General features: G+C 33.0%; 22 protein-coding genes and 1 other RNA gene. 17 read left to right on the top strand and 6 right to left on the bottom strand.

Annotated features, from left to right (window positions below; all coding sequences use genetic code 11):
- The first annotated feature begins 5 nt into the window (after positions 1-5).
- Both Q4517_RS13005 and Q4517_RS13000 read left to right on the top strand, forming a co-directional pair.
- Positions 6-842: a sulfurtransferase gene (locus tag Q4517_RS13005; protein WP_303510164.1), complete on the top strand. Its 837-nt coding sequence runs from the start codon at positions 6-8 to the stop codon at positions 840-842.
- A 35-nt stretch (positions 843-877) separates the two neighbouring features.
- Entirely contained in the window at positions 878-1,075 is a 198-nt protein-coding gene (locus Q4517_RS13000; protein WP_408034057.1) for a hypothetical protein, read from the top strand.
- Between the two features lie 31 nt (positions 1,076-1,106).
- Here Q4517_RS13000 and Q4517_RS12995 read toward each other — a convergent pair whose 3' ends face one another.
- The 3 genes from Q4517_RS12995 to Q4517_RS12985 are packed head-to-tail and all read right to left on the bottom strand — an operon-like array spanning position 1,107 to position 2,936.
- Positions 1,107-1,619 carry a hypothetical protein gene (locus tag Q4517_RS12995; RefSeq protein ID WP_303510160.1) on the bottom strand — a complete coding sequence of 171 codons (513 nt, stop codon included), beginning with the start codon at positions 1,617-1,619 and terminating at the stop codon, positions 1,107-1,109.
- Complete coding sequence (locus Q4517_RS12990; RefSeq protein ID WP_303510157.1) at positions 1,609-2,322, bottom strand: DUF3307 domain-containing protein; 714 nt, start codon at positions 2,320-2,322, stop codon at positions 1,609-1,611. Before Q4517_RS12990 ends, Q4517_RS12995 begins: the two co-directional genes overlap by 11 nt.
- Complete coding sequence (locus tag Q4517_RS12985; RefSeq protein WP_303510156.1) at positions 2,319-2,936, bottom strand: SatD family protein; 618 nt, start codon at positions 2,934-2,936, stop codon at positions 2,319-2,321. Before Q4517_RS12985 ends, Q4517_RS12990 begins: the two co-directional genes overlap by 4 nt.
- A 229-nt stretch (positions 2,937-3,165) precedes the next feature.
- On the opposite strand from Q4517_RS12985, the gene Q4517_RS12980 reads away from it, so the two are divergent.
- The 4 genes from Q4517_RS12980 to Q4517_RS12965 all read left to right on the top strand — a co-directional run bounded on the left by Q4517_RS12980 (position 3,166) and on the right by Q4517_RS12965 (position 8,387).
- On the top strand, positions 3,166-5,496 hold the full coding sequence (locus tag Q4517_RS12980) for an ATP-dependent helicase (RefSeq protein ID WP_303510153.1): 2,331 nt from the start codon (positions 3,166-3,168) through the stop codon (positions 5,494-5,496).
- Positions 5,497-5,542: 46 nt separating this feature from the next.
- Positions 5,543-6,184 (top strand): DUF4290 domain-containing protein, encoded by a 642-nt coding sequence (locus Q4517_RS12975; protein WP_303510151.1) that lies wholly within the window; start codon positions 5,543-5,545, stop codon positions 6,182-6,184.
- Positions 6,185-7,498 (top strand): UDP-N-acetylglucosamine 1-carboxyvinyltransferase, encoded by a 1,314-nt coding sequence (gene murA, locus Q4517_RS12970; RefSeq protein WP_303510148.1) that lies wholly within the window; start codon positions 6,185-6,187, stop codon positions 7,496-7,498. It abuts the gene before it with no gap.
- Between the two features lie 127 nt (positions 7,499-7,625).
- The gene (locus Q4517_RS12965; protein ID WP_303510146.1) at positions 7,626-8,387 is read left to right on the top strand and encodes a DUF6503 family protein; all 762 of its coding nucleotides are present in this window, start codon (positions 7,626-7,628) and stop codon (positions 8,385-8,387) included.
- Positions 8,388-8,445: 58 nt separating this feature from the next.
- Here Q4517_RS12965 and Q4517_RS12960 read toward each other — a convergent pair whose 3' ends face one another.
- Positions 8,446-8,637 carry a hypothetical protein gene (locus Q4517_RS12960; protein WP_115901028.1) on the bottom strand — a complete coding sequence of 64 codons (192 nt, stop codon included), beginning with the start codon at positions 8,635-8,637 and terminating at the stop codon, positions 8,446-8,448.
- A gap of 195 nt (positions 8,638-8,832) precedes the next feature.
- Between Q4517_RS12960 and Q4517_RS12955 the strand changes: the two genes are divergently transcribed.
- The 9 genes from Q4517_RS12955 (at position 8,833) to Q4517_RS12915 (ending at position 19,666) form a co-directional block, all read left to right on the top strand.
- Entirely contained in the window at positions 8,833-9,408 is a 576-nt protein-coding gene (locus tag Q4517_RS12955; protein ID WP_408034056.1) for a nucleotide exchange factor GrpE, read from the top strand.
- Positions 9,409-9,476: 68 nt separating this feature from the next.
- Positions 9,477-10,601: a molecular chaperone DnaJ gene (dnaJ, locus tag Q4517_RS12950; protein WP_303510142.1), complete on the top strand. Its 1,125-nt coding sequence runs from the start codon at positions 9,477-9,479 to the stop codon at positions 10,599-10,601.
- Between the two features lie 184 nt (positions 10,602-10,785).
- Positions 10,786-11,094, top strand: an RNA gene (gene rnpB / locus Q4517_RS12945) — RNase P RNA component class A.
- Positions 11,095-11,384: 290 nt separating this feature from the next.
- A complete protein-coding gene (locus Q4517_RS12940; protein WP_303510139.1) occupies positions 11,385-14,165 on the top strand; it encodes a bifunctional aconitate hydratase 2/2-methylisocitrate dehydratase in 2,781 nt (926 codons plus the stop codon).
- A gap of 181 nt (positions 14,166-14,346) precedes the next feature.
- Positions 14,347-16,614 (top strand): aconitate hydratase, encoded by a 2,268-nt coding sequence (locus Q4517_RS12935; RefSeq protein WP_303510137.1) that lies wholly within the window; start codon positions 14,347-14,349, stop codon positions 16,612-16,614.
- Positions 16,615-16,715: 101 nt separating this feature from the next.
- Entirely contained in the window at positions 16,716-17,387 is a 672-nt protein-coding gene (locus Q4517_RS12930) for a Crp/Fnr family transcriptional regulator (RefSeq protein WP_303510135.1), read from the top strand.
- Between the two features lie 76 nt (positions 17,388-17,463).
- Complete coding sequence (locus Q4517_RS12925) at positions 17,464-18,348, top strand: anti-sigma factor (RefSeq protein ID WP_303510132.1); 885 nt, start codon at positions 17,464-17,466, stop codon at positions 18,346-18,348.
- A gap of 72 nt (positions 18,349-18,420) precedes the next feature.
- A complete protein-coding gene (locus Q4517_RS12920) occupies positions 18,421-19,131 on the top strand; it encodes a peptidoglycan DD-metalloendopeptidase family protein (protein WP_303510130.1) in 711 nt (236 codons plus the stop codon).
- Between the two features lie 61 nt (positions 19,132-19,192).
- On the top strand, positions 19,193-19,666 hold the full coding sequence (locus Q4517_RS12915) for a DUF6495 family protein (protein WP_303510127.1): 474 nt from the start codon (positions 19,193-19,195) through the stop codon (positions 19,664-19,666).
- On the opposite strand, the gene Q4517_RS12910 is transcribed toward Q4517_RS12915, so the two are convergent.
- A complete protein-coding gene (locus Q4517_RS12910; RefSeq protein WP_303510124.1) occupies positions 19,661-20,353 on the bottom strand; it encodes an NAD-dependent deacylase in 693 nt (230 codons plus the stop codon). The genes Q4517_RS12915 and Q4517_RS12910 overlap by 6 nt on opposite strands.
- 88 nt (positions 20,354-20,441) lie before the next feature.
- Between Q4517_RS12910 and Q4517_RS12905 the strand changes: the two genes are divergently transcribed.
- A complete protein-coding gene (locus Q4517_RS12905) occupies positions 20,442-21,113 on the top strand; it encodes an RNA methyltransferase (protein WP_303510122.1) in 672 nt (223 codons plus the stop codon).
- On the opposite strand, the gene Q4517_RS12900 is transcribed toward Q4517_RS12905, so the two are convergent.
- Positions 21,106-23,442, bottom strand: coding sequence for a type IA DNA topoisomerase (locus Q4517_RS12900; protein WP_303510119.1), 2,337 nt, complete (start codon positions 23,440-23,442; stop codon positions 21,106-21,108). The two genes, Q4517_RS12905 and Q4517_RS12900, sit on opposite strands and share 8 nt — an antisense overlap.
- A gap of 163 nt (positions 23,443-23,605) precedes the next feature.
- On the opposite strand from Q4517_RS12900, the gene Q4517_RS12895 reads away from it, so the two are divergent.
- Complete coding sequence (locus Q4517_RS12895) at positions 23,606-24,424, top strand: copper resistance protein NlpE (protein ID WP_303510118.1); 819 nt, start codon at positions 23,606-23,608, stop codon at positions 24,422-24,424.
- The last annotated feature ends 386 nt before the right edge of the window (positions 24,425-24,810 follow it).

The raw sequence follows: 24,810 nt of genomic DNA, 5'->3' as shown, positions 1-24,810 counted from the left end.
GTAATATGCTTACAGTAAAACCACCTATAGTTTCTGTTGATTGGTTGCACGATAACTTGAATGCAGATAACTTAATAGTTCTTGATGCAACTATTCATAAAGTAGGAGCCAAGACAGATGATAAAAAAGAAAAACAGCAGATTCAAAATGCTGTTTTATTTGATTTAAAGAATGTCTTTTTAGATATTGAAGCAGAATACCCTAACACAATTCCGTCAGAAAAATATTTTGAAACTCAGGTTCAAAAATTAGGGATAAATAATGATAGCTGTATTGTTGTTTACGATGATATAGGAGTGTATTCGTCTCCAAGAGTTTGGTGGTTGTTTAGAGTATTTGGATTTGAAAATATAGCAGTTTTAAATGGAGGTTTGCCTTCATGGAAAGAAGCAGGTTATATGGTTGAGTCTAAAAATGAAAGAACATTGTCTATGGGAAATTTCAAAGCCTCTATTAATAAAGATAAAATTAGTATGACAGAGGAAGTATTAAAAGCTTCTCGTCATAATAAAATTATATTAGACGCTCGTTCAAAAGAAAGATTTTATGCTACGGAGCCAGAGCCAAGAAAAGACTTAAGAGGAGGACATATTCCAAATTCTAAAAGCTTGCCTTATATAGAATTGCAGGTAGATGGTAAGATGAAATCGAAAGAAGAGCTTCAGAAAATATTTTCAGAAGTGAACCCAAGTAAAGAAGGAATGATTCTTTCTTGCGGGTCAGGAATTACAGCATGTATACTTGCTTTAGGAGCTGAAGAGGCAGGAAAAACTAATTATAGTGTATACGACGGTTCTTGGACAGAGTGGGCAAGTAGATTAGAATTGCCTGTTGAAAAGTAAATTAAGAAATGAAAAAGAATACTTTGCTGCTAATAATGTTATTTTTAACCTTACAAGGTTATGCTCATGATTTGGAGTTTAATGGAGTAATAGTAAAAAATGGTTTAGGTTTAGGAACTGTAATAGCTGTTGTAATTTCATGGGATAGAAATAAGTCAGTATTATTTGCAATACTACATGGATTGTTAGGTTGGCTTTATGTGATATATTACTTTATAGTTAAGGAAAAATAGAATAAAAAAAGCCTCAATATTGAGGCTTTTTTTATATCAGTTTTTTGACTTCTTGTTTTAAAAAGGAAATAGCTGTGTTTGCTGGACTTTCTTGTTGTGAATAATCAATCAATACATTTTCTCGTAAATCTTTAGCAGTTTCAGATTCCTCTGCTGTAGAACGAAGTTTTGCAATAATAGCTAACTTAACAGCTGTAACAGCTTTCCAGCTATCGTCAGAAATGTATAGTTGTTGCACTAAGTTATGTTCAAATTCCTGTTCTATGTTAGCAATTAAAAGCTGTAGGTAATTATCAGTATCTTCTCCAATTGGATTAACTCTTAATAGTAATTTTGATGGGTTGATACGCTCACAAAACAATAACATACGTTCATAAGCTTGTAGTTTTGTAGGTAAACTTTCACGCTTCTTTTCAACTAATGCGTTGAATGTTTTTTCTTTATTATCTTGCTCAATAAAGCGGCCTAAAATTAGATAAGCTACACCGCCAGTTACTAATGCTGGTAGGGCATAGGCTAGCCCTTCAATAATTTTATCTTCCATAATGCGAATATACGAGTCCTGTTAAAATTGCCAATCCAAAACTTAATAAAGTTCCAATCAGTACATACTCGGTAAGCTTTCTATCTTTTGATGCAGTTAAATCTCCAAATCTAAATATAGATTTTGCAGCGAGTAAAAATCCGACACCAGCCCATTGATTAATTGCAATAAAAACAAAAATTAATATACGTTCTAAAAAACCAATATACTTACCTGCATTGGCTAACGATTGTTCTGTTGATTTATTACCTTTTTCAGGGTTCCATTTAGAAATTAATATGTTAATAATGATGGAAGATGTGTAGGTAACAAAAATTAAACAAGCAAAAAGTAATAAGTTTTGTTTACTTAAAAAGGTATCTATATTAATTTTATAAGGAGTGTATATATATGTGGCTAAACCCAAAAAGAATATATGTAGAGCTTGATCTAGAAAGAAGAATAAGCGTTTGTTTTTCTTTCTTTGAAGATATAGTTTTCCAAGGTCTACTAAATAATGAGAAATAATTACAAGTAAAAAAACACTCCAGTATGTAGAGTTGAATTGTAATAATAATAGTAATAAAATAGCATGAACACCTATGTGAGTATAGAGTTTAATAGATTTTATTTTCTTTTTCTCTTTGTTTTTTACCCAGTTTTTAGGTTGAAACACAAAATCACCTAATAAATGAGCCACAAGTAATTTTAAGAAGAGTATCATAAGTTAGTAAATTTCTGATTCATAAGTTTTCTATAACGCTTTTCTAACTTCATAATTTCATCAAAACCAGAGCGTTTTCTTCGTTCGCTGGCACTGCTTTCTGAAATAGCTAGTTTTTTAGCAATTACTTTCTGGGTACACTCGGGGTTTTGTAAGGACATATTTACAAAAGCAGCAGAATTAGTTGTCCAGTTGTCCATTATTAACAAACTCAAACCCAAAGAAACCTCAAACTCTTCATTGATATCTTTCCAAGGAGTTTTCAAGGCTAAATTTTGTTTTTTTAATAAATAATCAAAGGCATATCCAGAATTTATAAAAGCTTCACCGTTAGCTTCGGTAATTTTTTCCGTATCAAAACTTTTATTACCAATACCAATAGCTAAACGAATGTCTAAATCTTTTATTTTCTTAATGTTAGTTTTTAATTCAATGGCGAAAAGTAGTGCGTTTGCAATGTTTTCAATTTCAATTTGAAAACTGTCTCCGCGAAAAAGCTCCCATGTTTTTGGGGTTTTTCCTACAAGATTGAAAGATTTTTTAAGCAAAGGGAGCCATGTTTCAACAGAAACACCTCGAGAGTTAATAATATCACCAGTAATTACACTTGTCATGTGTCTAAATTTTAGTAAAAGTAAGTTTTTGGGTTGAAAGCACCAAATAATTCGGGTTATAAAACGAATAGTGAGGAATAAGGGTTTGAAGACGAATTTTTATTAATTCGGGTTTTAAGAAGAATTAATAGGAGTTAAAATTAGTGAATAAAAAAAGGCTCAGAATCTTTAAAAAACCTAAAAGATTGGTTAATTTTCCATTTTTAAAATTCTTTCAATTTAATTTCCATTGAGTACTTACTTAGAGCAACTTAACGAACCACAGAGAGCAGCTGTTTTACAAAAAGACGGCCCAATGATAATTATAGCAGGAGCAGGATCGGGTAAAACGAGAGTGTTGACCTATAAAATTGCCTATTTGATGGAGCATGGAGTAGATGCATTTAATATTTTGTCATTAACATTTACCAATAAGGCAGCTCGCGAAATGAAAGAGCGGATTGGTAAAGTAGTAGGATATGGCGAAGCAAAAAATCTTTGGATGGGAACATTCCACTCGGTTTTTGCCCGTATTTTACGTTCTGAAGCTGATCGATTAGGGTATCCGTCTAACTTTACCATTTACGATACACAAGATTCAGTTCGATTGATAACGGCGATTATCAAAGAAATGAATTTAGATAAAGATAGATACAAGCCAAAGCAAATTTTAAGCAGAATTTCTTCTTTTAAAAACAGTTTGATAACGGTTAGGGCTTATTTTAATAATTCAGATTTACAACAAGCTGACTTAGAAGCAAGCCGTCCAAGAGTGGGAGATATATACAAAGAGTATGTAGATAGATGTTTTAAGTCTGGAGCAATGGATTTTGATGATTTATTATTACGTACTAATGAATTATTAGCACGTTTTCCAGATGTGTTGGCAAAATATCAAGATCGCTTCCGTTATATCATGGTAGATGAGTACCAAGATACCAACCATTCACAATATTTAATTGTACGTGCATTGGCAGATCGTTTTCAGAATATTTGTGTGGTAGGAGACGATTCGCAAAGTATTTACGGATTTCGTGGAGCAAACATTCAAAATATCTTAAATTTTCAGAAGGATTATCCGGATGTAAAAACATTCAAACTAGAGCAAAATTATCGCTCAACAAGTAATATAGTTCGAGCTGCTAATAGTGTAATTGACAAGAATAAAACGAAGCTAGATAAAGAAATTTGGACAGCAAATGATGCGGGAGATAGTGTAAAAGTAATGCGTACTATTTCTGATGGAGAAGAAGGACGTTTTGTGGCGCAATCTATTTGGGAAAACCAAATGAATTATCAGTTAACGAGCGATCAATTTGCAATTCTGTATCGTACTAATGCACAATCGAGAGCGATGGAAGATGCATTGCGTAAAAAAGATATTAAATATAAAATTTACGGAGGAATTTCATTCTATCAACGTAAAGAAATTAAAGATTTACTATCATATTTACGAATTTTAATCAATCCAAATGATGAGGAGGCATTAAAACGTATTATCAATTATCCAGCGAGAGGAATTGGAGCTACAACGTTAGATAAATTAACCATTGCAGCGAATCATTATAAAAAATCAATGTTTGATATTTTAAAGAATATCAACACTATAGATATCAGTATTAATTCTGGAACGAAAACAAAGTTACAGAATTTTGTAAACATGATTCAGCGTTTTCAAATTGAAACACAAACGAAAAACGCGTTTGAAATTGCTGATTTGGTGGTGAAACAAACACAGTTAGTAAAAGATTTACAAAAGGATGGAACACCAGAAGGGGTTAATAAAGTTGAAAATGTTCAAGAGCTTTTAAACGGAATAAAAGACTTTATTACCGATAAAATAGAAACGGGAGAAGACGCTTCATTAACGTCATTTTTAGAAGATGTAGCACTAGCAACTGATTTTGATTCTGATAAAGAAGATGAAGAACCTCGAGTTTCATTGATGACAATTCACTTATCTAAAGGATTAGAATTTCCTTATGTATATATTGTAGGATTGGAAGAAAGTTTATTTCCTTCAGCTATGAGTATGAACACCCGTAGTGAGTTAGAAGAAGAACGCCGTTTGTTTTACGTTGCTTTAACAAGAGCCGAAAAAGGAGCATATTTAACCTATGCACAAACACGTTATCGTTGGGGTAAATTAACCGATGGTGAGCCAAGTAGATTTTTAGAAGAGATAGACGAACAGTTTATCGAATATTTGACTCCAAAAGTGCCAGAACCATCGATAAATAGGTTTATTGATGCTAGTTTGTTTGATGATGATACCCCCAAAAAAATACGTTTTCAAAAACCAATTCAAAAAAAGAGAAAGGAATTTTTAGCGAAGAAGGAAAAAACAAGTATGGTTCCTCCAAAAAGTAAAATGAAAAAGGTTTCAGAAATGAGTCCGAAAATGAATTTATTTGATGGAGAAATCACAGTAGGAAACGTAGTAGAGCATAACCGTTTTGGTACTGGAAAAGTAGTAGCTTTAGAAGGGAAAGGACCCAATAAAAAAGCAGAAATAGAGTTTAGTACCGTAGGTAAAAAGAAATTATTGTTACAATTTGCAAAATTGAAAGTAATCGGGTAATTAATTCATAATAATTACCTATTTTGCATAGATAAAATATAGAGAAATGACGTTTGATTTAGAATACAATTCGAAAAGATCCAAATTAATTATCCCTGAATATGGGAGGCATATACAAAAATTAGTAAACCATTGTATCGCTTTAGAAGATAAAGAAGAGCGAAATACAATGGCAAAAGCTATTATTGATGTAATGGGGAACTTACAACCTCATTTACGAGATGTACCTGATTTTAAGCATAAATTGTGGGATCAGTTACATATAATGGCAGATTTTGAGTTAGATGTAGATTCTCCATATGAAACACCTTCAAAAGAAGAGTTACAAGAAGCTCCAGATAGATTGCCATATCCTAAATCAGCATCAAAGTACCGTTTTTATGGAACAAATATTCAAACGATGATTGATGTAGCATTAACATGGGAAGAAGGAGAAATGAAAGAAGCACTGGTGTTTACAATTGCTAATCATATGAAAAAATGCTTTTTAAATTGGAATAAAGATACCGTTGATGATAATGTGATTTTTAATCATTTATATGAGTTGTCTGATGGGAGAATTGATATTCGAGATATCGAAGAAGATTTAGCAGATAGCAAAAGTTTATTAAGAAAACGTAGCAGTCAAGGTCAGCACAAAAGTCATTCAAAAGGAAAAGGAAGCACTAATAAATATAGAAAAAAGTAAATGGCATCATTTAAAATAGAAGGAGGTCACAAGTTAAAAGGAATAATAACACCACAAGGAGCAAAAAATGAAGCATTACAAGTTATATGTGCAGTGTTATTAACCTCAGAAAAAGTAATTATAAATAATGTCCCTGATATTATTGATGTTAATAAACTGATTTTTATTTTAGGAAAATTAGGAGTTAAAATAGAAAAACTATCTAAAAACTCGTATAGTTTTCAGGCAGATGATATCAATTTAAAATATCTTGAATCACCAGAGTTTAAAAGAGATGGTAGCTCATTAAGAGGCTCTATTATGATTGTTGGTCCGTTATTAGCTCGTTTTGGAAAAGGATACATTCCACGCCCTGGAGGAGATAAAATAGGACGTCGTCGTTTAGATACTCACTTTGAAGGATTTATAAACTTAGGAGCAAAATTCCGTTACAATCGTGAAGAATACTTCTATGGAGTAGAAACCGATACTGGTTTGGTTGGTGCAGAGATGTTGTTAGATGAAGCCTCAGTAACAGGTACCGCTAACATTATTATGGCAGCAGTATTGGCCAAAGGAACTACAACTATATATAATGCAGCCTGCGAACCATACATTCAGCAATTATCAAAAATGTTGAATTCTATGGGAGCAAAAATATCTGGAGTAGGTTCTAATTTACTTACAATTGAAGGAGTAGAATCATTAGGAGGTTGTGAGCATACCATTTTACCAGATATGATTGAAATAGGTAGTTGGATTGGTATGGCTGCTATGACACGTTCTGAATTAACAATTAAAAATGTAAGTTGGAATGACTTAGGACAGATTCCGAACGTATTTAGAAAGTTAGGAATTCAACTAGAAAGAAAAGGAGATGATATTTATATCCCAGAACAAGAAAGTTATGAGATTCAAAGTTATATTGATGGATCAGTATTAACAGTAGCTGATGCTCCTTGGCCAGGATTTACACCAGATTTATTAAGTATTGTTTTAGTAGTAGCTACACAAGCAAAAGGAACAGTGTTGGTACATCAAAAAATGTTTGAAAGTCGTTTGTTCTTTGTCGACAAATTAATCGATATGGGAGCAAAGGTAATTTTATGTGACCCACACAGAGCAACAGTAATTGGTCATGATTTTAAATCACAGTTGAAGGCAACTAAAATGACTTCACCAGATATTCGAGCGGGTATTTCTTTATTAATAGCAGCATTATCTGCTAAAGGAACAAGTATTATTAATAATATTGAACAGATAGATAGAGGTTACGAAGATATCGAAGCACGTTTAAAATCTATAGGAGCTAAGATTGAAAGAATTGAAGATTAATATAATAGTAATTATATAAAGAACAAAAATCCTGAGTTAATTTGACTCGGGATTTTTTTTGAGGATAAAAAAAATGTAATTAAAGAATGTCTTTACCGACTAAGAGACCTAACTTAAATCAATCATTATGATAAAAAAAATAGTACTTGCTATCTTATTATTTCAAGTAACAATTTTTACAGCCCAAGAAAAACCTCAATTTACATCTTCAATAGAAGAAGTACATAAAAAAGAAGCTTTTATGAGTCAAAAGTACCTGAAATATACTATTGATATAACATTTGGAGGAAAGCAACGTCTAAAAGGAGAAATAACTCAAGAAACAGGAGGAGGGAAAATAAAAATAGAAAAACAAGATGGGTCGCTTATTATTTTTGATGGAAAAGAAGTCTATTCATTAGGGATAAAAGAAGAAGATATGGGGGCAGCTCGTTTTGATATTTTTACATGGTCATATTTTTTAGGCTTACCTTATAAACTAAACGACAAAGGAACCATTTGGTCTAATTTTGAAGAAAACAAATGGGGAACTAAAAATTTTGATACAGGGAAGTTAACTTTTGAGTCAGGAACAGGTGATGCACCAGATGATTGGTATATTATATATAAAAACCCAGAAACAAATATGTTAGGTGGAGCAGCATATATTGTTACCTTTGGTAAAGGAAAAGAAAAGGCAGAAAAAGAACCTCACGCTATTAAGTATAATAAAATCAAAATAATTAAATCTATACCTATTGCAACTAATTGGACGTTTCATATGTGGTCATTAAAAAAAGGTTATGAAAAGGTAATAGGAGAAGTAAAATTATCTAATATTAAATTTATTAATGAAGCAGAATTTATTGTGCCTCAAAAAGCAAAGAAAGTTAAAGCTTTACCAAACTAGTTAAATGAAATAGAAAAGCTGTTATCGTTTCGATAACAGCTTTTCTTATGTTTAACTTTTACATTTCTTCATTACAAGTATATTCTTGCGTACAAGCAAAATATTGGTGACAATAAATAGGTCCTGTTACACTACCAGAGCAGTCGCATCCACACTTATTAAGATCGATTGCAGCACCACCAGTTAAGTTTTTTTGTTGGTTTTTTGAAAGAATTGTAACTCCTGAAATGTTTAAAAAATTCTGTTTCATAATGAGGGACTTTTTGTATTATAAATTAATTAATAAAATTTCTTAAATATATAGTTTTAAGATTTTTAAACAAAATATAATAACCTTTTTTTGCAACTTAATATTATAAAGTGTTTTACTTATCGTTGTTACAGTGTCATTATGACACAAATTTTTTATTGGCAGTATTCTTGTTAATCAAAAGATGTTAAATACATGAAACGATTTACAATGAGTAAAGATCAATATACAAAAGAAGACGAAATTAAAGACGCTATTAAAAATGGCGATTTAGGAGAAAATAAGGAAGAATCTCAAAAAAATAAAGAGGTTGAAGCTAAGGAAGAACCAACAACAGAAGAGTTAATTCAAGCTGAGAAGGATAAATATTTACGATTATTCGCAGAGTTTGAAAACTATAAAAAACGTACTTCAAAAGAGCGTATTGACCTTTTTAAAACAGCAAGCCAGGAATTAATGACAGCTTTACTGCCAATTATGGATGATTTTGATAGAGGTTTGACAGAAATTAAAAAATCAGAAGATTCTGAGTTGATAAAAGGTATAGAACTTATTAATAATAAGTTTAAAAACATCTTAACTCAGAAAGGATTAACTACGATAGAAGTAAAAGCAGGAGATGATTTCGATGCAGAAGTTCATGATGCAATAACACAAATACCTGCACCTACAGATGATTTAAAAGGAAAAATTATTGATTGTGTAGAGAAAGGGTATAAGTTAGGAGATAAAATTATTCGTCACCCTAAAGTAGTAATGGGGCAAGCGTAAAACAATTATCATTAATACAATTATTAGTTGTTATATAACCGTTTACTGATAATTGAACATTGAAAGTTATGGCAAAACAAGATTATTACGAAATATTAGGAATATCAAAATCGGCATCACAAGCTGAAATCAAAAAGGCATATCGTAAGATGGCAATTAAACACCATCCAGATAAAAACCCAAATGATAAAGAAGCTGAAGAGAAGTTTAAATTAGCGGCTGAAGCTTATGAGATATTAAGTGACGAAAATAAGAAAGCTCGTTATGATCAATACGGTCATGCTGCTTTTGAAGGAGGTCATGGAGGCTTCGGAGGAGGTGGTATGAATATGGATGACATATTTAGCCAGTTTGGAGATATATTCGGAGGAGCTTTTGGAGGCGGTTTTGGTGGTTTTGGTGGTGGAGGTCACCGTCAAGCACGAGTAAAAGGTAGTAACTTACGTATTCGCGTAAAACTAACCTTAGAAGATATTGCCAAAGGAGTTGAAAAGAAAGTAAAAGTTCGTAGAAAGGTTCAAGCTGAAGGAGTAACCTATAAAACATGTTCAACATGTAATGGTAGCGGACAGCAAATGCGTGTAACCAATACTATTTTAGGTAGAATGCAAACAGCTACTACATGTAGTACTTGTCATGGAGCAGGAGAGATGCTAGACAAAAAGCCAAGTGGAGCCGATGCACAAGGAATGGTAGTAAAAGAAGAAACGGTTTCTATTAATATTCCAGAAGGTGTAACTGAAGGAGTACAATTAAAAGTAGGAGGTAAAGGAAATGAAGCACCAGGTAAAAATTCAATTCCAGGAGATTTATTAGTGCTGATTGAAGAAGTACCACATGAAAACTTAAAAAGAGAAGGAAGCAATATTCACTACGATTTATATATTAACTTTTCAGAAGCAGTTTTAGGAATATCAAAAGAAGTAGAAACAGTTACAGGAAAAGTAAAGATTAAGATTGAACCAGGAACGCAATCAGGTAAAATTTTACGTTTAAAAGGAAAAGGATTACCTAGTATTGAACGTTACGGACATGGAGATTTCTTAATTCACATAAATGTGTGGACACCACAAGAATTAACCAAAGATCAACGTAAGTTTTTTGAGGAAATGCAAGAAGATGAGAACTTTAGCCCAAACCCTCAGAAATCAGACAAATCTTTCTTTGAGAAAGTAAAAGATATGTTTTCTTAAAAATTTCTTAAAAAAGATATTTTTTTTAAATAAAATTTTTTTTAAACGAAAAACAGTTATATATTTGCAGTGTCTAGGAGACGTTCTAGACACTTTTTCTTTTTCATAGCAATTTTCCCACTCAATTCTTTTGAGTGGGTTTTTTTATGAATAGAGGTGTGAACTTTTATTTGACAACAATATAATAGCAGACCTATCTTATCGACTTATAAAAATATAAGTAGGAAAGTCTGGACACCATAGAGTAGCATAGCGGATAACATCCGTCCAGTGTAAACTGAGGACAAGTGCAACAGAAAGTATGTACAGGTAATGCTGTAGTGAAACCAGGTAAACTCTATGCGGTGCAATGCCATGTACATTAGAGCTCGAGCGCCACTCGCGCGATTCTAAGGGGTAGGCAGATTGATTCTGAGAGTAATTTCAGAACTAGATAAATGATAAGAGCCTTATTTATAAGGAACAGAATCCAGCTTATGGGTCTGCTTTTTTTCCTATTTAGAATGATTATATCATTATTTTACATTCTCTTCAAAATAATGAATTATCAATTTGATAATTATTAGATGGTTTTTTACTTGTTTTTTTGAAATATTTTTAAAAAGAGGTTTTTCAAATTTAATTAATACGCTTTTTTGGCTGTTTTGTTGTTTATTTTTTAAATTAAGGTTAAAATGTTACTTTTGCTAAGCAAAAAATAACAGGATAAAGTTGTAAAAAAATCAGCTTTAATATATAGTAATTTTTACTATTTCCTTTAAATATTTAAAAACAAAACTTTTTATGAACACATACTCAGATTACCTAAAGGAGATTGAAGTAAGAAAAGGGCAAGGGCTTCACCCTAAGCCAATTGATGGAAGTGAATTGTTAACAGAAATCATCTCACAAATTAAAGATGTAAACAATCCTCACAGAAAAGATTCTCTTAATTTCTTTATTTATAACGTTTTACCAGGTACAACAAGTGCCGCAGGGGTAAAAGCTAAATTTTTAAAAGAAATTATTCTAGGTGAATCTGTAATAGAAGAGATAACTCCAGCTTTTGCTTTAGAACAATTAGGGCACATGAAAGGAGGAGCCTCTATAGAAGTTTTACTTGATTTAGCATTAGGTAATAATGCGGCTACTGCTGAAGAAGCTGCAAAAGTGTTAAAAACACAGGTGTTCTTATATGAAGCAGATACAGAGCGTTTAGAGGAAGCTTATAAAGCTGGTAATAAAATAGCAAAAGAGCTTATAGAAAGCTATGCACAAGCCGAGTTTTTTACAAAACTTCCTGAAGTAGAAGAAGAAATTAAAGTAGTTACTTACATAGCTGGAATTGGAGATATTTCTACAGATTTATTATCTCCAGGAGCTGACGCACACTCAAGGTCTGATCGTGAACTACACGGACAATCACTTTTCGAGCATAATAAAGATATGCAAAAAGAGCTTTTAGCGCTTAAAGAACAACATTCTGACAAACGTGTGATGTTAGTAGCTGAAAAAGGAACAATGGGAGTAGGGTCTTCAAGAATGTCAGGGGTAAATAACGTAGCTTTATGGACAGGTGTTAAATCAAGTCCATACGTTCCATTTATCAACATCGCACCAGTAATTGCAGGAACTAACGGAATTTCTCCAATCTTTTTAACTACAGTTGGTGTAACAGGTGGTATCGGTATCGATTTAAAAAATTGGGTAAAACAAAAAGATGCTGAAGGTAATACAGTTGTAGATGAAGACGGAGAGCCAGTTTTAAAGCAAGAATACTCTGTAGAAACAGGAACAGTTCTTACAATCAATACAAAAACTAAGAAATTATATAGCGGAGAAAAAGAGTTAAAAGATATTTCAGCAGCGTTAACTCCACAAAAAATGGAGTTTATAAAAGCTGGGGGATCTTATGCGGTTGTTTTTGGTAAGAAATTACAAACGTTTGCAGCTAAAATATTAGGAATAGAAGTACCACAAGTATATGCTACTTCTAAAGAAATTTCTATTGAAGGACAAGGGTTAACAGCTGTTGAAAAAATATTTAACAAGAATGCAGTAGGGGCAACTCCAGGAAAAACATTACATGCTGGTTCTGATGCTCGTGTAGAAGTTAATATTGTAGGTTCTCAAGATACTACAGGGTTAATGACTTCTCAGGAATTAGAAATGATGGCTGCCACTGTTATTTCACCAATAGTTGATGGAGCATACCAATCAGGATGTCATACAGCTTCCGTATGGGATGATAAGTCAAAAGCAAACATTCCAAGATTAATGAAGTTTATGAACGACTTCGGGTTAATTACAGGACGTGACCCTAAAGGACAATATCCTGCAATGACTGATGTAATTCACAAAGTATTAAACGATATTACGGTAAGTGATTGGGATATTATCATTGGAGGAGACTCGCATACACGTATGTCAAAAGGAGTAGCCTTTGGAGCAGATTCTGGTACAGTAGCATTAGCTTTAGCAACAGGGGAAGCAACAATGCCTATTCCACAATCTGTTAAAGTAACATTTAAAGGAGACATGAGAAGTTTTATGGATTTCCGCGATGTAGTACATGCAACACAACAACAAATGTTAAAGCAATTTGATGGTGAAAATGTGTTCCAAGGAAGGGTTATTGAAGTACATATTGGTACATTAACAGCTGATCAAGCCTTTACATTTACTGATTGGACAGCTGAAATGAAAGCGAAGGCTTCTATTTGTATTTCAGAAGATGAAACATTAATAGAATCGTTAGAAATTGCCAGAGATCGTATTCAAATCATGATTGATAAAGGAATGGATAATGAAGGGCAAGTACTGAAAGGTTTAGTTGATAAGGCAAATACTAGAATTCAAGAAGTTAAAACAGGAATTAAACCAGCATTAAAACCTGATGCAGACGCTAAATATTATGCAGAGGTAGTTATCGATTTAGATGAAATTGCTGAGCCAATGATTGCAGATCCTGATGTAAATAACGAGGATGTTTCTAAACGTTATACGCACGATACTATTAGACCATTATCATTCTATGGAGGAACTAAAAAAGTAGATTTAGGTTTCATAGGATCTTGTATGGTTCATAAAGGAGATATGAAGATTTTAGCTCAAATGTTGAAAAATATTGAAGAGCAACAAGGAAAAATAGAGTTTAATGCTCCGTTAGTAGTTGCTCCACCAACATACAACATTGTTGATGAGTTAAAAGCAGAAGGAGATTGGGAAGTATTACAAAAATACTCAGGATTTGAGTTTGATGATAACGAGCCAAAAGGTTTAGCACGTACTAAGTATGAAAACATGTTATATTTAGAGCGTCCAGGGTGTAACTTATGTATGGGGAACCAAGAAAAGGCTGAACCAGGAGATACGGTAATGGCTACATCAACACGTTTATTCCAAGGAAGAGTAGTAAAAGATTCAGGAGAGAAAAAAGGTGAATCTTTATTATCATCTACACCAGTAGTAGTATTATCTACTATTTTAGGAAGAACTCCTACTATGGAAGAGTATGAAAAAGCTGTTGAAGGTATTGTTTTAACGAAGTTTAAACCATCTCAAAAACAATTAGTAACAGCATAGGTTACTAAAATTTAATTGAAAAGCCCGAGTCTGAAAAGATTCGGGCTTTCTTTTATAAATAAGAGTACCATGGTTTAGCTATAGAAAAAACTTATTTAAACTTTTTATAATTATATGGCAAGCCCATTCTTAAACTATTTTTTTTTGGTAAATTGCGTGGAGCAACAAAAAAATAACATTTATGGCTTTTGATATTAATATGATAAAAGAGGTGTACAGTAAGGTGGTTGATCGTGTAGATGCTGCACGTAAAATTACGGGTAAGCCTTTAACATTAGCAGAGAAAATTTTATACACACATCTTTGGGATAAAACCCCAACGAAAGCTTTCGAAAGAGGAAAGGATTATGTAGATTTTGCACCAGATCGCATTGCATGTCAAGATGCAACAGCACAAATGGCATTATTACAATTTATGCAAGCAGGAAAAGATAAGGTAGCGGTACCTACTACTGTGCATTGTGATCATTTAATTCAGGCTAAAGATGGAGCAGCAACCGATTTAAAACATGCAAACGATGTAAGTAGTGAAGTTTTTAACTTTTTAGAATCTGTATCTAATAAATATGGCATTGGTTTTTGGAAACCTGGAGCTGGGATTATTCATCAAGTAGTATTAGAAAATTATGCTTTCCCAGGAGGAATGATGATTGGTACTGATTCTCACACGGTAAATGCTGGAGGATTAGGTATGGTCGCTATTGGTGTTGGAGGGGCAGATGCAGTAGATGTAATGGCAGGTATGCCTTGGGAATTGAAGTTTCCAAAATTAATAGGTGTAAAATTAACAGGTAAATTATCTGGTTGGACAGCACCGAAAGACGTGATTTTAAAAGTAGCAGAAATTCTTACAGTAAAAGGAGGAACAGGTGCAATTGTAGAATATTTTGGACCTGGGGCAACAGCAATGTCATGTACTGGTAAAGGGACTATTTGTAACATGGGAGCTGAAATAGGAGCAACCACGTCAACATTTGGTTATGATGAATCTATGGAACGTTATTTACGAGCTACAGATAGAAGCGATGTTGCAGATGCAGCAAATGAAATTAAAGAATACTTAACAGGAGATATAGAAGTATATACAAACCCTGAACAATATTTTGATCAAGTTATTGAAATTAACTTATCAGAATTAGGGCCTTTATTAAATGGACCTTTTACTCCAGATTTATCAACACCAGCAGGAAAAGAAATGGGAGAAAAGGCAACAGCTAACGACTGGCCGTTACAAGTTGAATGGGGATTAATAGGTTCTTGTACAAATTCTTCTTATGAAGATTTATCACGTGCAGCTTCAATAGCGCAACAGGCAATTGATAAAGGATTAAAAATGAAGTCTGAGTTAGGAATCAATCCTGGTTCAGAGCAAGTTCGATACACAGCAGAAAGGGATGGTATTTTAGATCTTTTTGAAAAGCTGGATGCTAAAATATTTACCAACGCATGTGGCCCATGTATTGGGCAGTGGGCTAGGTATAGTGACCCTAAAAATGCACCAAAGAACAGTATTGTTCACTCTTTCAACCGTAACTTTGCTAAACGAGCTGATGGTAATCCTAATACACATGCTTTTGTAGCTTCACCAGAATTAACAGCTGCTATTGCAATTTCAGGACGTTTAGACTTTAATCCAATGACAGATTCATTAATCAATGAAAATGGAGAAGAGGTAATGTTTGATGAGCCAACAGGGTGGGAGTTACCACCAAAAGGGTTTGAAGTTAAAGATAATGGATATCTAGCACCAGAGAAAGACGGTAGTCATGTAAAAATAGTTGTAAACCCTAATTCAGAACGTTTAGAATTGTTGACTCCATTCACTCCATTAGGAGATACAATCGAAGGAGCAAAATTATTAATCAAAGCACATGGAAAATGTACAACTGATCATATTTCTATGGCAGGTCCTTGGTTACGTTACCGTGGACACTTAGATAATATTTCCAACAACATGTTAATTGGAGCTGTAAATGCTTTCAATATGAAGACGAATTTCGTAAAAAATCAATTGACAGGAGAGTATGATGCAGTACCTAAGGTGCAACGTGAATACAAAGCAAAAGGAATTAAAACGATTGTAGTAGGAGACCATAATTACGGTGAAGGCTCTTCTCGTGAACATGCAGCAATGGAACCACGTCATTTAGGAGTTGCCGCAGTATTAGTAAAATCATTTGCACGTATTCATGAAACAAACTTGAAAAAACAAGGAATGTTAGGGTTAACCTTTGATAACGAGTCAGATTACGATTTAATTCAAGAAGATGATACGTTTAACTTCTTGGACTTAAATGAGTTTTCACCAGGTAAACCATTAACGATTGAAGTAGTACACACTGATGGCTCAAAAGATATAATCTTTACAAACCATACTTACAACGAAGGACAAATTGAATGGTATAAAGAAGGATCAGCCTTAAATTTAATAAAAAAGCAAAATGCCTAATAAGCGTTTTTAAAAATAAATAGTTTAAAAGCTCTGGAAGATTCCAGAGCTTTTTTTGTAAAGAAGCATTAACCTTTCCGACCTAGTTTAAAAAGTAAACTATGGGTAAACTTTGGTTTTTTGAAGATGTTAATTTGTTTAAAATATTATGTCCACACAAATATGAGGGGTATAAACAGGAGCATATATTTTCTGCATATAAAAAAAGCGATTATATATATTTTGAAGATGACGCAGCTAGTAAAATTTATCTAATAGATAAAGGAAAAATTAAGATAGGGTATTATACTGAAGATGGAAATGAAATTATCAAAGCAATACTAACTAAAGGAGAAATTTTTGGTGAAAAAGCGATTCTAGGAATAGATAAAAGAAATGAATTTGCACAATCAATTGATAATGCTACAGTGATTTGTCCAGTATCTAAAGATACTATGTATTCATTAATGAGAGATAATGTATCTGTTAGTTTTAAGATACATAAATTCATAGGCTTAAGAATTAAAAAGCTAGAAAGAAGATTACAATTATTGCTGTTTAAAGATACACGAACCCGTTTGTTAGAGTTTTTTAAAGAGCTTTGTGAAGAATACGGTTATGAATGTGATAAAACTGGAGATCAAGTAATTGCACACCCTTATACACAGAAAGATATTGCAATACTCATAGGTACTTCAAGACCTACTTTAAATACCTTAATGAATGAGTTAAAACAAGAAAAAATTATAGATTTTAACAGAAAAGAGATACGATTGCTAAAAAAAGCAGCATAAGTGTAAGCTAGCTAACATTTTAAAAGAAAACATGCAAGTAACTTTGTTTTTGTATAAATTCAAAATTACAAAAACAATGAAGAAAATACTTTTAACATTAGCAGTAATAAGCACGATAACTTTTGCTGCCTGTAGCGATGATGATGATAACACACTAAGAACATCAAATTTAAGTCTAAATGTAACTGGTTTAGAAAATTTAGGAACAGAGTATGTATATGAAGGTTGGGTTATAGTAAATGGAGCACCAGTATCAACAGGAACTTTTAGTGTAAATGACTCAGGAGAACTATCGCAAAGTTCTTTTGTAGTAGAAGCAAATGCTTTAGCAACAGCTACAAAATTTGTACTTTCTATAGAACCAGCAAATGACCCAGACCCAGCGCCTGCGAATACTAAAATAGTAGCAGGAGATTTTTCTGGTAACTCAGCAGGAGTAACATCTACAGAAATTGTTGGAGATTTCTCTGCTGCTACAGGTAAGTATATTCTAGCAACTCCAACTGATGGGATGATGAACAATGAAAGAAGCGGTATTTGGTTTTTAGATTTAACAAGTGGAAGTCCAGCTACAGGATTATCTTTACCAACATTACCAGTAGGTTGGAAGTATGAAGGATGGGTAGTTATAAATGGCACACCAATTAGCACAGGAACCTTTACTGATGTAGCAATGGCAGATGATAATGCTGTAACAACACCATTTAAAGGAGATATAAATAATGGACCAGGATATCCAGGAGAAGATTTTATACAAAATGCCCCTACTGGGTTTACTTTTCCTACAGATTTAAGAGGAACAACAGCAGTTATATCCGTTGAGCCAGATCCAGATAATAGTCCAAATCCTTTTACATTAAAGCCCCTAGCGCATGGAGTTCCATCAGATGCTGATGATCATGTAACTTTTACTATGGGAGCAGGACCAGTTAAAGAAATTAGTGGTACTGTTACAAGATAGAATAACTTGTATAATTTACAGATGTAAGAGTAATCAATTATCTTTGGTTACTCTTTTTATACAAAAATATTTATGATAGAATTTTTAAACAACATATCTCAAAAACCATTGCAAGTAGTTGATGTTAGCATACCTTTTAAGGAGTACGTTCCCATTTCATTGGCTGCATCTAATAAGGAACTAACCTTTGATATTTCTTCATCAAAAGAATGGGAAGCATATTTAGAGAATTATTTTTCAAGAGAAAAAAAAACAGTTGCTTTTGGAGGATATTTAGAAGTAAGAGATATTTATAACAGAAGCGAACATTTCAATAAACTATCAGAAGAAAATCAACGGAATATCCATTTAGGAATCGATTTATGGTGCGATGCGGGAACTGATATTTTGGCCGTACTAGATGGAGAAGTTCATAGTTTTAAAAATAACACAAATTATGGGGATTATGGACCAACAATTATTATAAAACATTCAATTGAAGGAAATGAGTTTTATTCATTGTATGGTCATTTATCCTTAGAATCTTTAGAAGATATATCAGTTGGTAAAAAAGTTAAACAAGGAGACAAGATAGGAACCTTAGGAGATAGTTCTGTAAATGGAGATTATGCTCCGCATTTACACTTTCAGTTAATAATAGATATTGAATATTATTATGGAGATTATCCAGGAGTGTCTTCAAAAAAGACCTTAGATTTTTACAAGGAAAATTGCCCTAACCCCAATTTATTATTAAAATTGCCCCAGGAAACCCTCATAGAGGGATTAAGCAAAACAATATAATCGCCCTAAGTAAAGAGAATGAATAAAAGTTAGGGTTAGTTAATTATTAAAATTTGAATTTTTGAAATATAGACAACTTACAAAAGAACAGTTTGAAGGATTACATGAAGAGTTTGCACGTTTTTTAGCATCACAAAACATTGATAAAAAAGAATGGGATGAGCTAAAAAATGAGAAACCACAAGTAGCTGAAGACGAAATGAATGTGTTTAGTGATGTGGTTTGGGACGATGTTCTTACCAAAACAGCGTATTTAGAACATTTTTCACCAAAAGTGATCAACCTATTTAAATGTGATGAAAAAGAAATTCATCGTATTGTGATAAAAATTGATAAAGAAGTGAATGTTTTAGAGCAAGAAGGATTTGAGTGGTTATTAAAAAATCCGAACGATGAAACTATTGAGTTTTTAAGAGGCTCAAAAACATATCAAGAAGAAAGAAACGTTGAACTTTTTGATTTAATAGAAAAAGGAAGTAACATTTCTAAAGGAGAATTGTACGAGTATTTTGATAAATTGACATCGAATTCATAAAGCCTTATTAAGTATTGTAATTAATTTATCAGTACCAGAACTAGCAACGTCTTCAATAATAGTTAAGTTATTGAAGTCGTTTTTATTTACCGCTGGCTTAGGGTCTATAAAATAAATAGGGGTATTATGTTGTACATAATTAACCAAACTAGCAGCAGGATACACCTGCATAGAAGTTCCTATGATAACTAAAATATCGGCTTGTAAGGTAATTTTAGCAGCTTTTTCCAATAATGGAACATCTTCACCAAACCAAACAATATGCGGACGCAATTGTGCTTTTTCTTCACACACATCGCCTATAACAATATCTTTATTCCAATTGTAAACTAGGTGTTTGTTTTTAGTACTACGAGCTTTTAATAGCTCACCGTGTAAGTGAATTACATTCTTGCTTCCAGCGCGTTCGTGCAAATCATCTACATTTTGAGTAATGATTGTAACCTCAAAATCATTTTCTAATACAACTAAGTTGTGATGTGCTTTATTAGGAGAAACTTCTAAAAGTTGCCTTCTACGCTGGTTATAAAAATCTAACACTAACTCAGGATTAGCGCGAAACCCTTCAGGTGAAGCTACTTCATAAATATCATGACCTTCCCATAAACCATCAGCATCTCTAAAAGTTTTAATACCGCTTTCAGCACTAATTCCTGCCCCTGTTAATACAACCAATCGTTTTTTCATAAATATAAATTTTGTTGCAAGTTTAAGAAAATAAATACTAGGCTGTCGCCCTGCGACTAAAAATAGGAAAAATTACTATGTTTGTGGTATGATTGATGAAGGATTATTAGCCTACTTAGAGGGTTACATTACTGAGAAAAGAAAAGAAACCTTTTATAAGGTTTTAAATGAACGCACACGTCATTTCACGGTAGTGTTAGAAGATATTTACCAACCACATAATGCCAGTGCGGTGGTGAGAAGTTGCGATATTTTTGGAGTACAAGATGTGTATGCAATTGAAAATAAGTTCACGAATAAAGTATCAAGGCATGTAGCAAAAGGAAGCCAGAAATGGTTAGATATTCATCGGTATAAAGAAGATGGAGACAATACCAAAGCCTGTTTAGAAGATTTACGAGCAAAAGGATACCAAATTATAGGAACCACACCACATACTGATTCTTGTGTGTTACCCGATTTTGAAGTGACCAAAAAGTCAGCTTTTGTTTTTGGAGCTGAAAAAGATGGTATTTCTGATTATATAAAACAAGAAGCGGATGGATTTTTAAAAATTCCTATGGTTGGTTTTACCGAAAGTTTAAATATTTCAGTAGCAGCAGCTATTACCCTACAAGATGTAACTACCCGTTTAAAAAGAACGAGTTTAGATTGGCAACTATCAGATAAAGAAAAGAAGGTCTTGTATTTTAAATGGATTAAAAATACCATTAAAAATCCAGAGAAATTAATAGGGCACTATTATAACGAGCTTATTTAGAAGTTAAAAATTTATATACTAACTCTTTGGTTAATGGTTGTCCGTTAGCCATTTTTTTTATGTTTTCAAAAGTAAACACAAAGTCACAACCATTTTTGTATTCAGAACATCCATAGGCAGACTTTCCTTTTAAAACGGCTCCTTTGTTACACTTAGGGCAGGTTAGGGTGTCTTGAGACTTGGCTTCACTGAACTTACGTTTCTCGTTATCACTCGAAATGACATTAGAACTCGTTTTTTTAGGTTCAAACTTTAAATTGAAATTATCATCAAAACGAACTAAACCTTCTACTTTTTTATCGTCTTGTTTGAATCCTTTTAAATTGGTCGTGCAGCCTTTATCAAGCAAACGAATTAATTGATTTTCGGATATTTTTTTATCCATAAATTCAAAAGCTAAGGTGAAATTACAACCATTTTTATAGGCAGAACAGCCATAAGCAGCACTTCCTTTTAATAATTGACCTTTATTACATTTTGGACATTCTTTACCAACAACGGTTTTCTTTTTAGAAGCTGTTTTTTTAGGTTTTAGCTTTGTTTTTTGAGCTTCGTAAGAAATTCTTTTTGTCTTAGAGCTTGAACGAACTTCATAGACCAAATCATCAACCATTTTTTTCATTTGATTGATAAACGTAGCAGCATGGTATTCACCACGTTCAATTTCTTTCAAACGTTTTTCCCAGAGTCCTGTTAATTCAGCAGACTTTAAAAGTTCATTGTCAATTAAATCAATCAAATCAATACCTGTTTGGGTAGGAATAATTAATTTTTTTTGGCGTTCGATGTATTTTCTTCTAAACAACGTTTCAATAATACTCGCACGTGTAGATGGTCGTCCAATACCGTTTTCTTTCATCAATTCACGCATTTCATCATCATCTACTTGCTTACCAGCAGTTTCCATGGCACGTAACAAGCTCGCTTCGGTATAATTGCGAGGTGGTTTGGTTTCTTTTTCTAAAAAAGAAGGTTCATGCGGACCTTTTTCTCCCTTTTCAAAAGTTGGAAGTACATCTTTCTCTTCTGTTTTTTTAGCATCGCTTCCGTATTCAAAAACCGCTCGCCAACCTTTGGTAAGTATTTCTTTTCCTGAAGTTCTAAACGGCACCTTATCAGCTTCTCCCTTAACTTCAGTTTTAGAGATATCACTATCAGGATAAAACACGGCAATAAATCGTTTTACAATAATATCATACACTTGTTGCTGATTGTATTGCAGGTTGATTTCTATTCCTGTAGGAATAATAGCATGGTGATCGGTAACTTTTTTATCGTTAAAAACCTTACTAGATTTACGTATTTTCTTTCCTAATAGAGGTTGAGTTAAAGAAGCATACTGCTTTAGTCCTTTTAAAATATTTGGAACCTTAGGATAAATATCATTCGGTAAAAAAGTAGTATCCACTCTAGGGTACGTAACTACTTTCATTTCGTATAATTTCTGAACAATTTTTAAGGTTTCATCTGCTGAAAACCCAAATTTGTTGTTGCAGTATACCTGTAAGCCTGTTAAGTCAAAAAGTTTAGGAGCGTATTCTTTTCCTTTTTTCTTAGTAACCGAGGTAATTTCAAAATCACTTTCTTTTACCTTGTCGGCAAAAGCTTGTCCGTCTTCTTTCTTTAAAAAACGACCTTCTTCACAACTAAATAAAGTTTCACGATATTGCGTTTGTAACTCCCAATAAGGTTCAGGTTTAAAATTCTGAATTTCTTTATAACGATCAACTAACATAGCTAGGGTAGGGGTTTGCACTCTACCTATAGATAGTACTTGTTTGTAACCACCATATTTTACAGTGTACAAACGGGTAGCATTTAAGCCCAACAACCAATCACCTATAGCACGAGAAAACCCTGCGTAATATAAATTGTTATAATCGTCGTTGTCTTTTAGGTTTTCAAACCCTTCTTTAATAGCTTCTTCCGTTAGAGAAGAAATCCATAACCGTTGAATTTTACCTTTGTAATTTGCTTGATTGATAACCCATCGTTGAATGAGCTCTCCTTCTTGTCCAGCATCCCCGCAGTTGATAACCACATCGGCTTTATCAAATAAGGACTTTACAATTTTGAATTGTTTTTGAATTCCGCTATCACCCGTAACTTTTGTTTCGAAACGTTCAGGAAGCATGGGTAAGTTGTTTAGGTCCCAACTTTTCCAGTGTGTTTTGTAGTCTTTGGGTTCTAAAAGTGTGCATAAATGACCGAATGTATAGGTAACAGCATAGCCGTTACCTTCGAAATATCCATCTCGTTTGGTATTGGCTCCTAAGATATTAGCAATCTCACGGGCTACACTAGGTTTCTCGGCGATGCAAACTTTCATGAAAGTGATTTAGAGGGTCGAAATTACTAAATTATTTGTAAAAAATAAGAAGTGTTTTTTAAAAGAAAGGAAACTAAATTTGATTGGTATAATAGTTGTTAACTTGCGGATAAACGCCATATTTAAGTATGATGCTGTAATTGTTTAATTAAATTATGAAAAAATGAGAACACTAAAATTTTTAGGAACGTTATTATTAGTTACTTCTGTATTTGTAGGGTGTAACTTAAATAGCAAGAAATCAAAGGGAATTAAAGAAGAAATTATTGAAACTAATGAGTCTATAGCTGTAACTTACAAAGTTGCTTCGAGGTATTTTATTAAAAATAATGTAGATAGGCTTCCAAATAAAATAGATAATAGAGAAGAGTTTGAGAAATATTTTGGGGCAGCAGCAGTTATGGGGAAAAATGGAATTCCAACTTCAATCGACTTCGAAAAGGAATATGTAATTGCAGTTACCGTTGATGCGAATAACAAATCAACTGAGCTTCAACCAGTATCACTTACTAAAAAAGGAGAGAAAATTAATTTTGACTTTTCAGTTATTGAAGGAAATGAAACTAGTTATACTACACGTCCTTCATTAGTAATAATTGTATCCAAAGAAATGGATGGTAATGTAACTACAAATCCAATTAAAGAAATGAATGATGGTCATAATGCAAAAAACTCGTTAGATTGGGAAGGTGAATATGAAGGAGTATTGCCTTGTGCAGACTGTGAAGGAATTAAGACCACCATTTTGTTAAAAAATAATGGTACCTACGTAATGACTATAAAATATTTAGGAGAAGGACAAGAAGAAACAGTTGAAGGAACTTTTGAATGGGATGCAGCTGGTACAGTAATTACACTAATAGATGGTAATGAAGAGGCTTATAAGTTAAAAGTAGTAGAAGGAGCTATTCAAAAGCTAGATATTGAAGGAAAAGAAATAACTGGTGAATTGGCTGAGTTATATTTTTTACAAAAAAAGTAGCTTGATTATTGTATAAGATATAAGAAAAGACTTACCATTGGTGAGTCTTTTTTTATTGTCATAAAAATAATAAGCCCAATACCCATTCCATATACTATTCCTGACATATCACAACGCATCCTGTTGTGATTCAACGGTTTCATTGATTGTGTAATAAAAAGTAAAATAGTTCGGTTTTAGGGGAAGCTTACAGTACTAGAAACTTAGTTAAGATGTACTTAATAAAAACAAGTTGACACACTTTATTGAATAGTCTCCAACGAAACCATCAGCGAGCTTCGCTGGTCTTTCCTCAACGCAACGGAACCATCAGCGAGCTTCGCTGGTCTTTCCTCAAGGCAACGAAACCGTCAGCGAGCTTCGCTGGTCTTTCCTCAAGGCAACGA

The organism is Tenacibaculum sp. 1_MG-2023, from assembly GCF_030547425.1.
Taxonomy (GTDB): domain Bacteria; phylum Bacteroidota; class Bacteroidia; order Flavobacteriales; family Flavobacteriaceae; genus Polaribacter.
The sequence above is the reverse complement of the archived record's forward strand: the minus strand, read 5'-3'. Positions and strand labels throughout refer to the sequence as shown.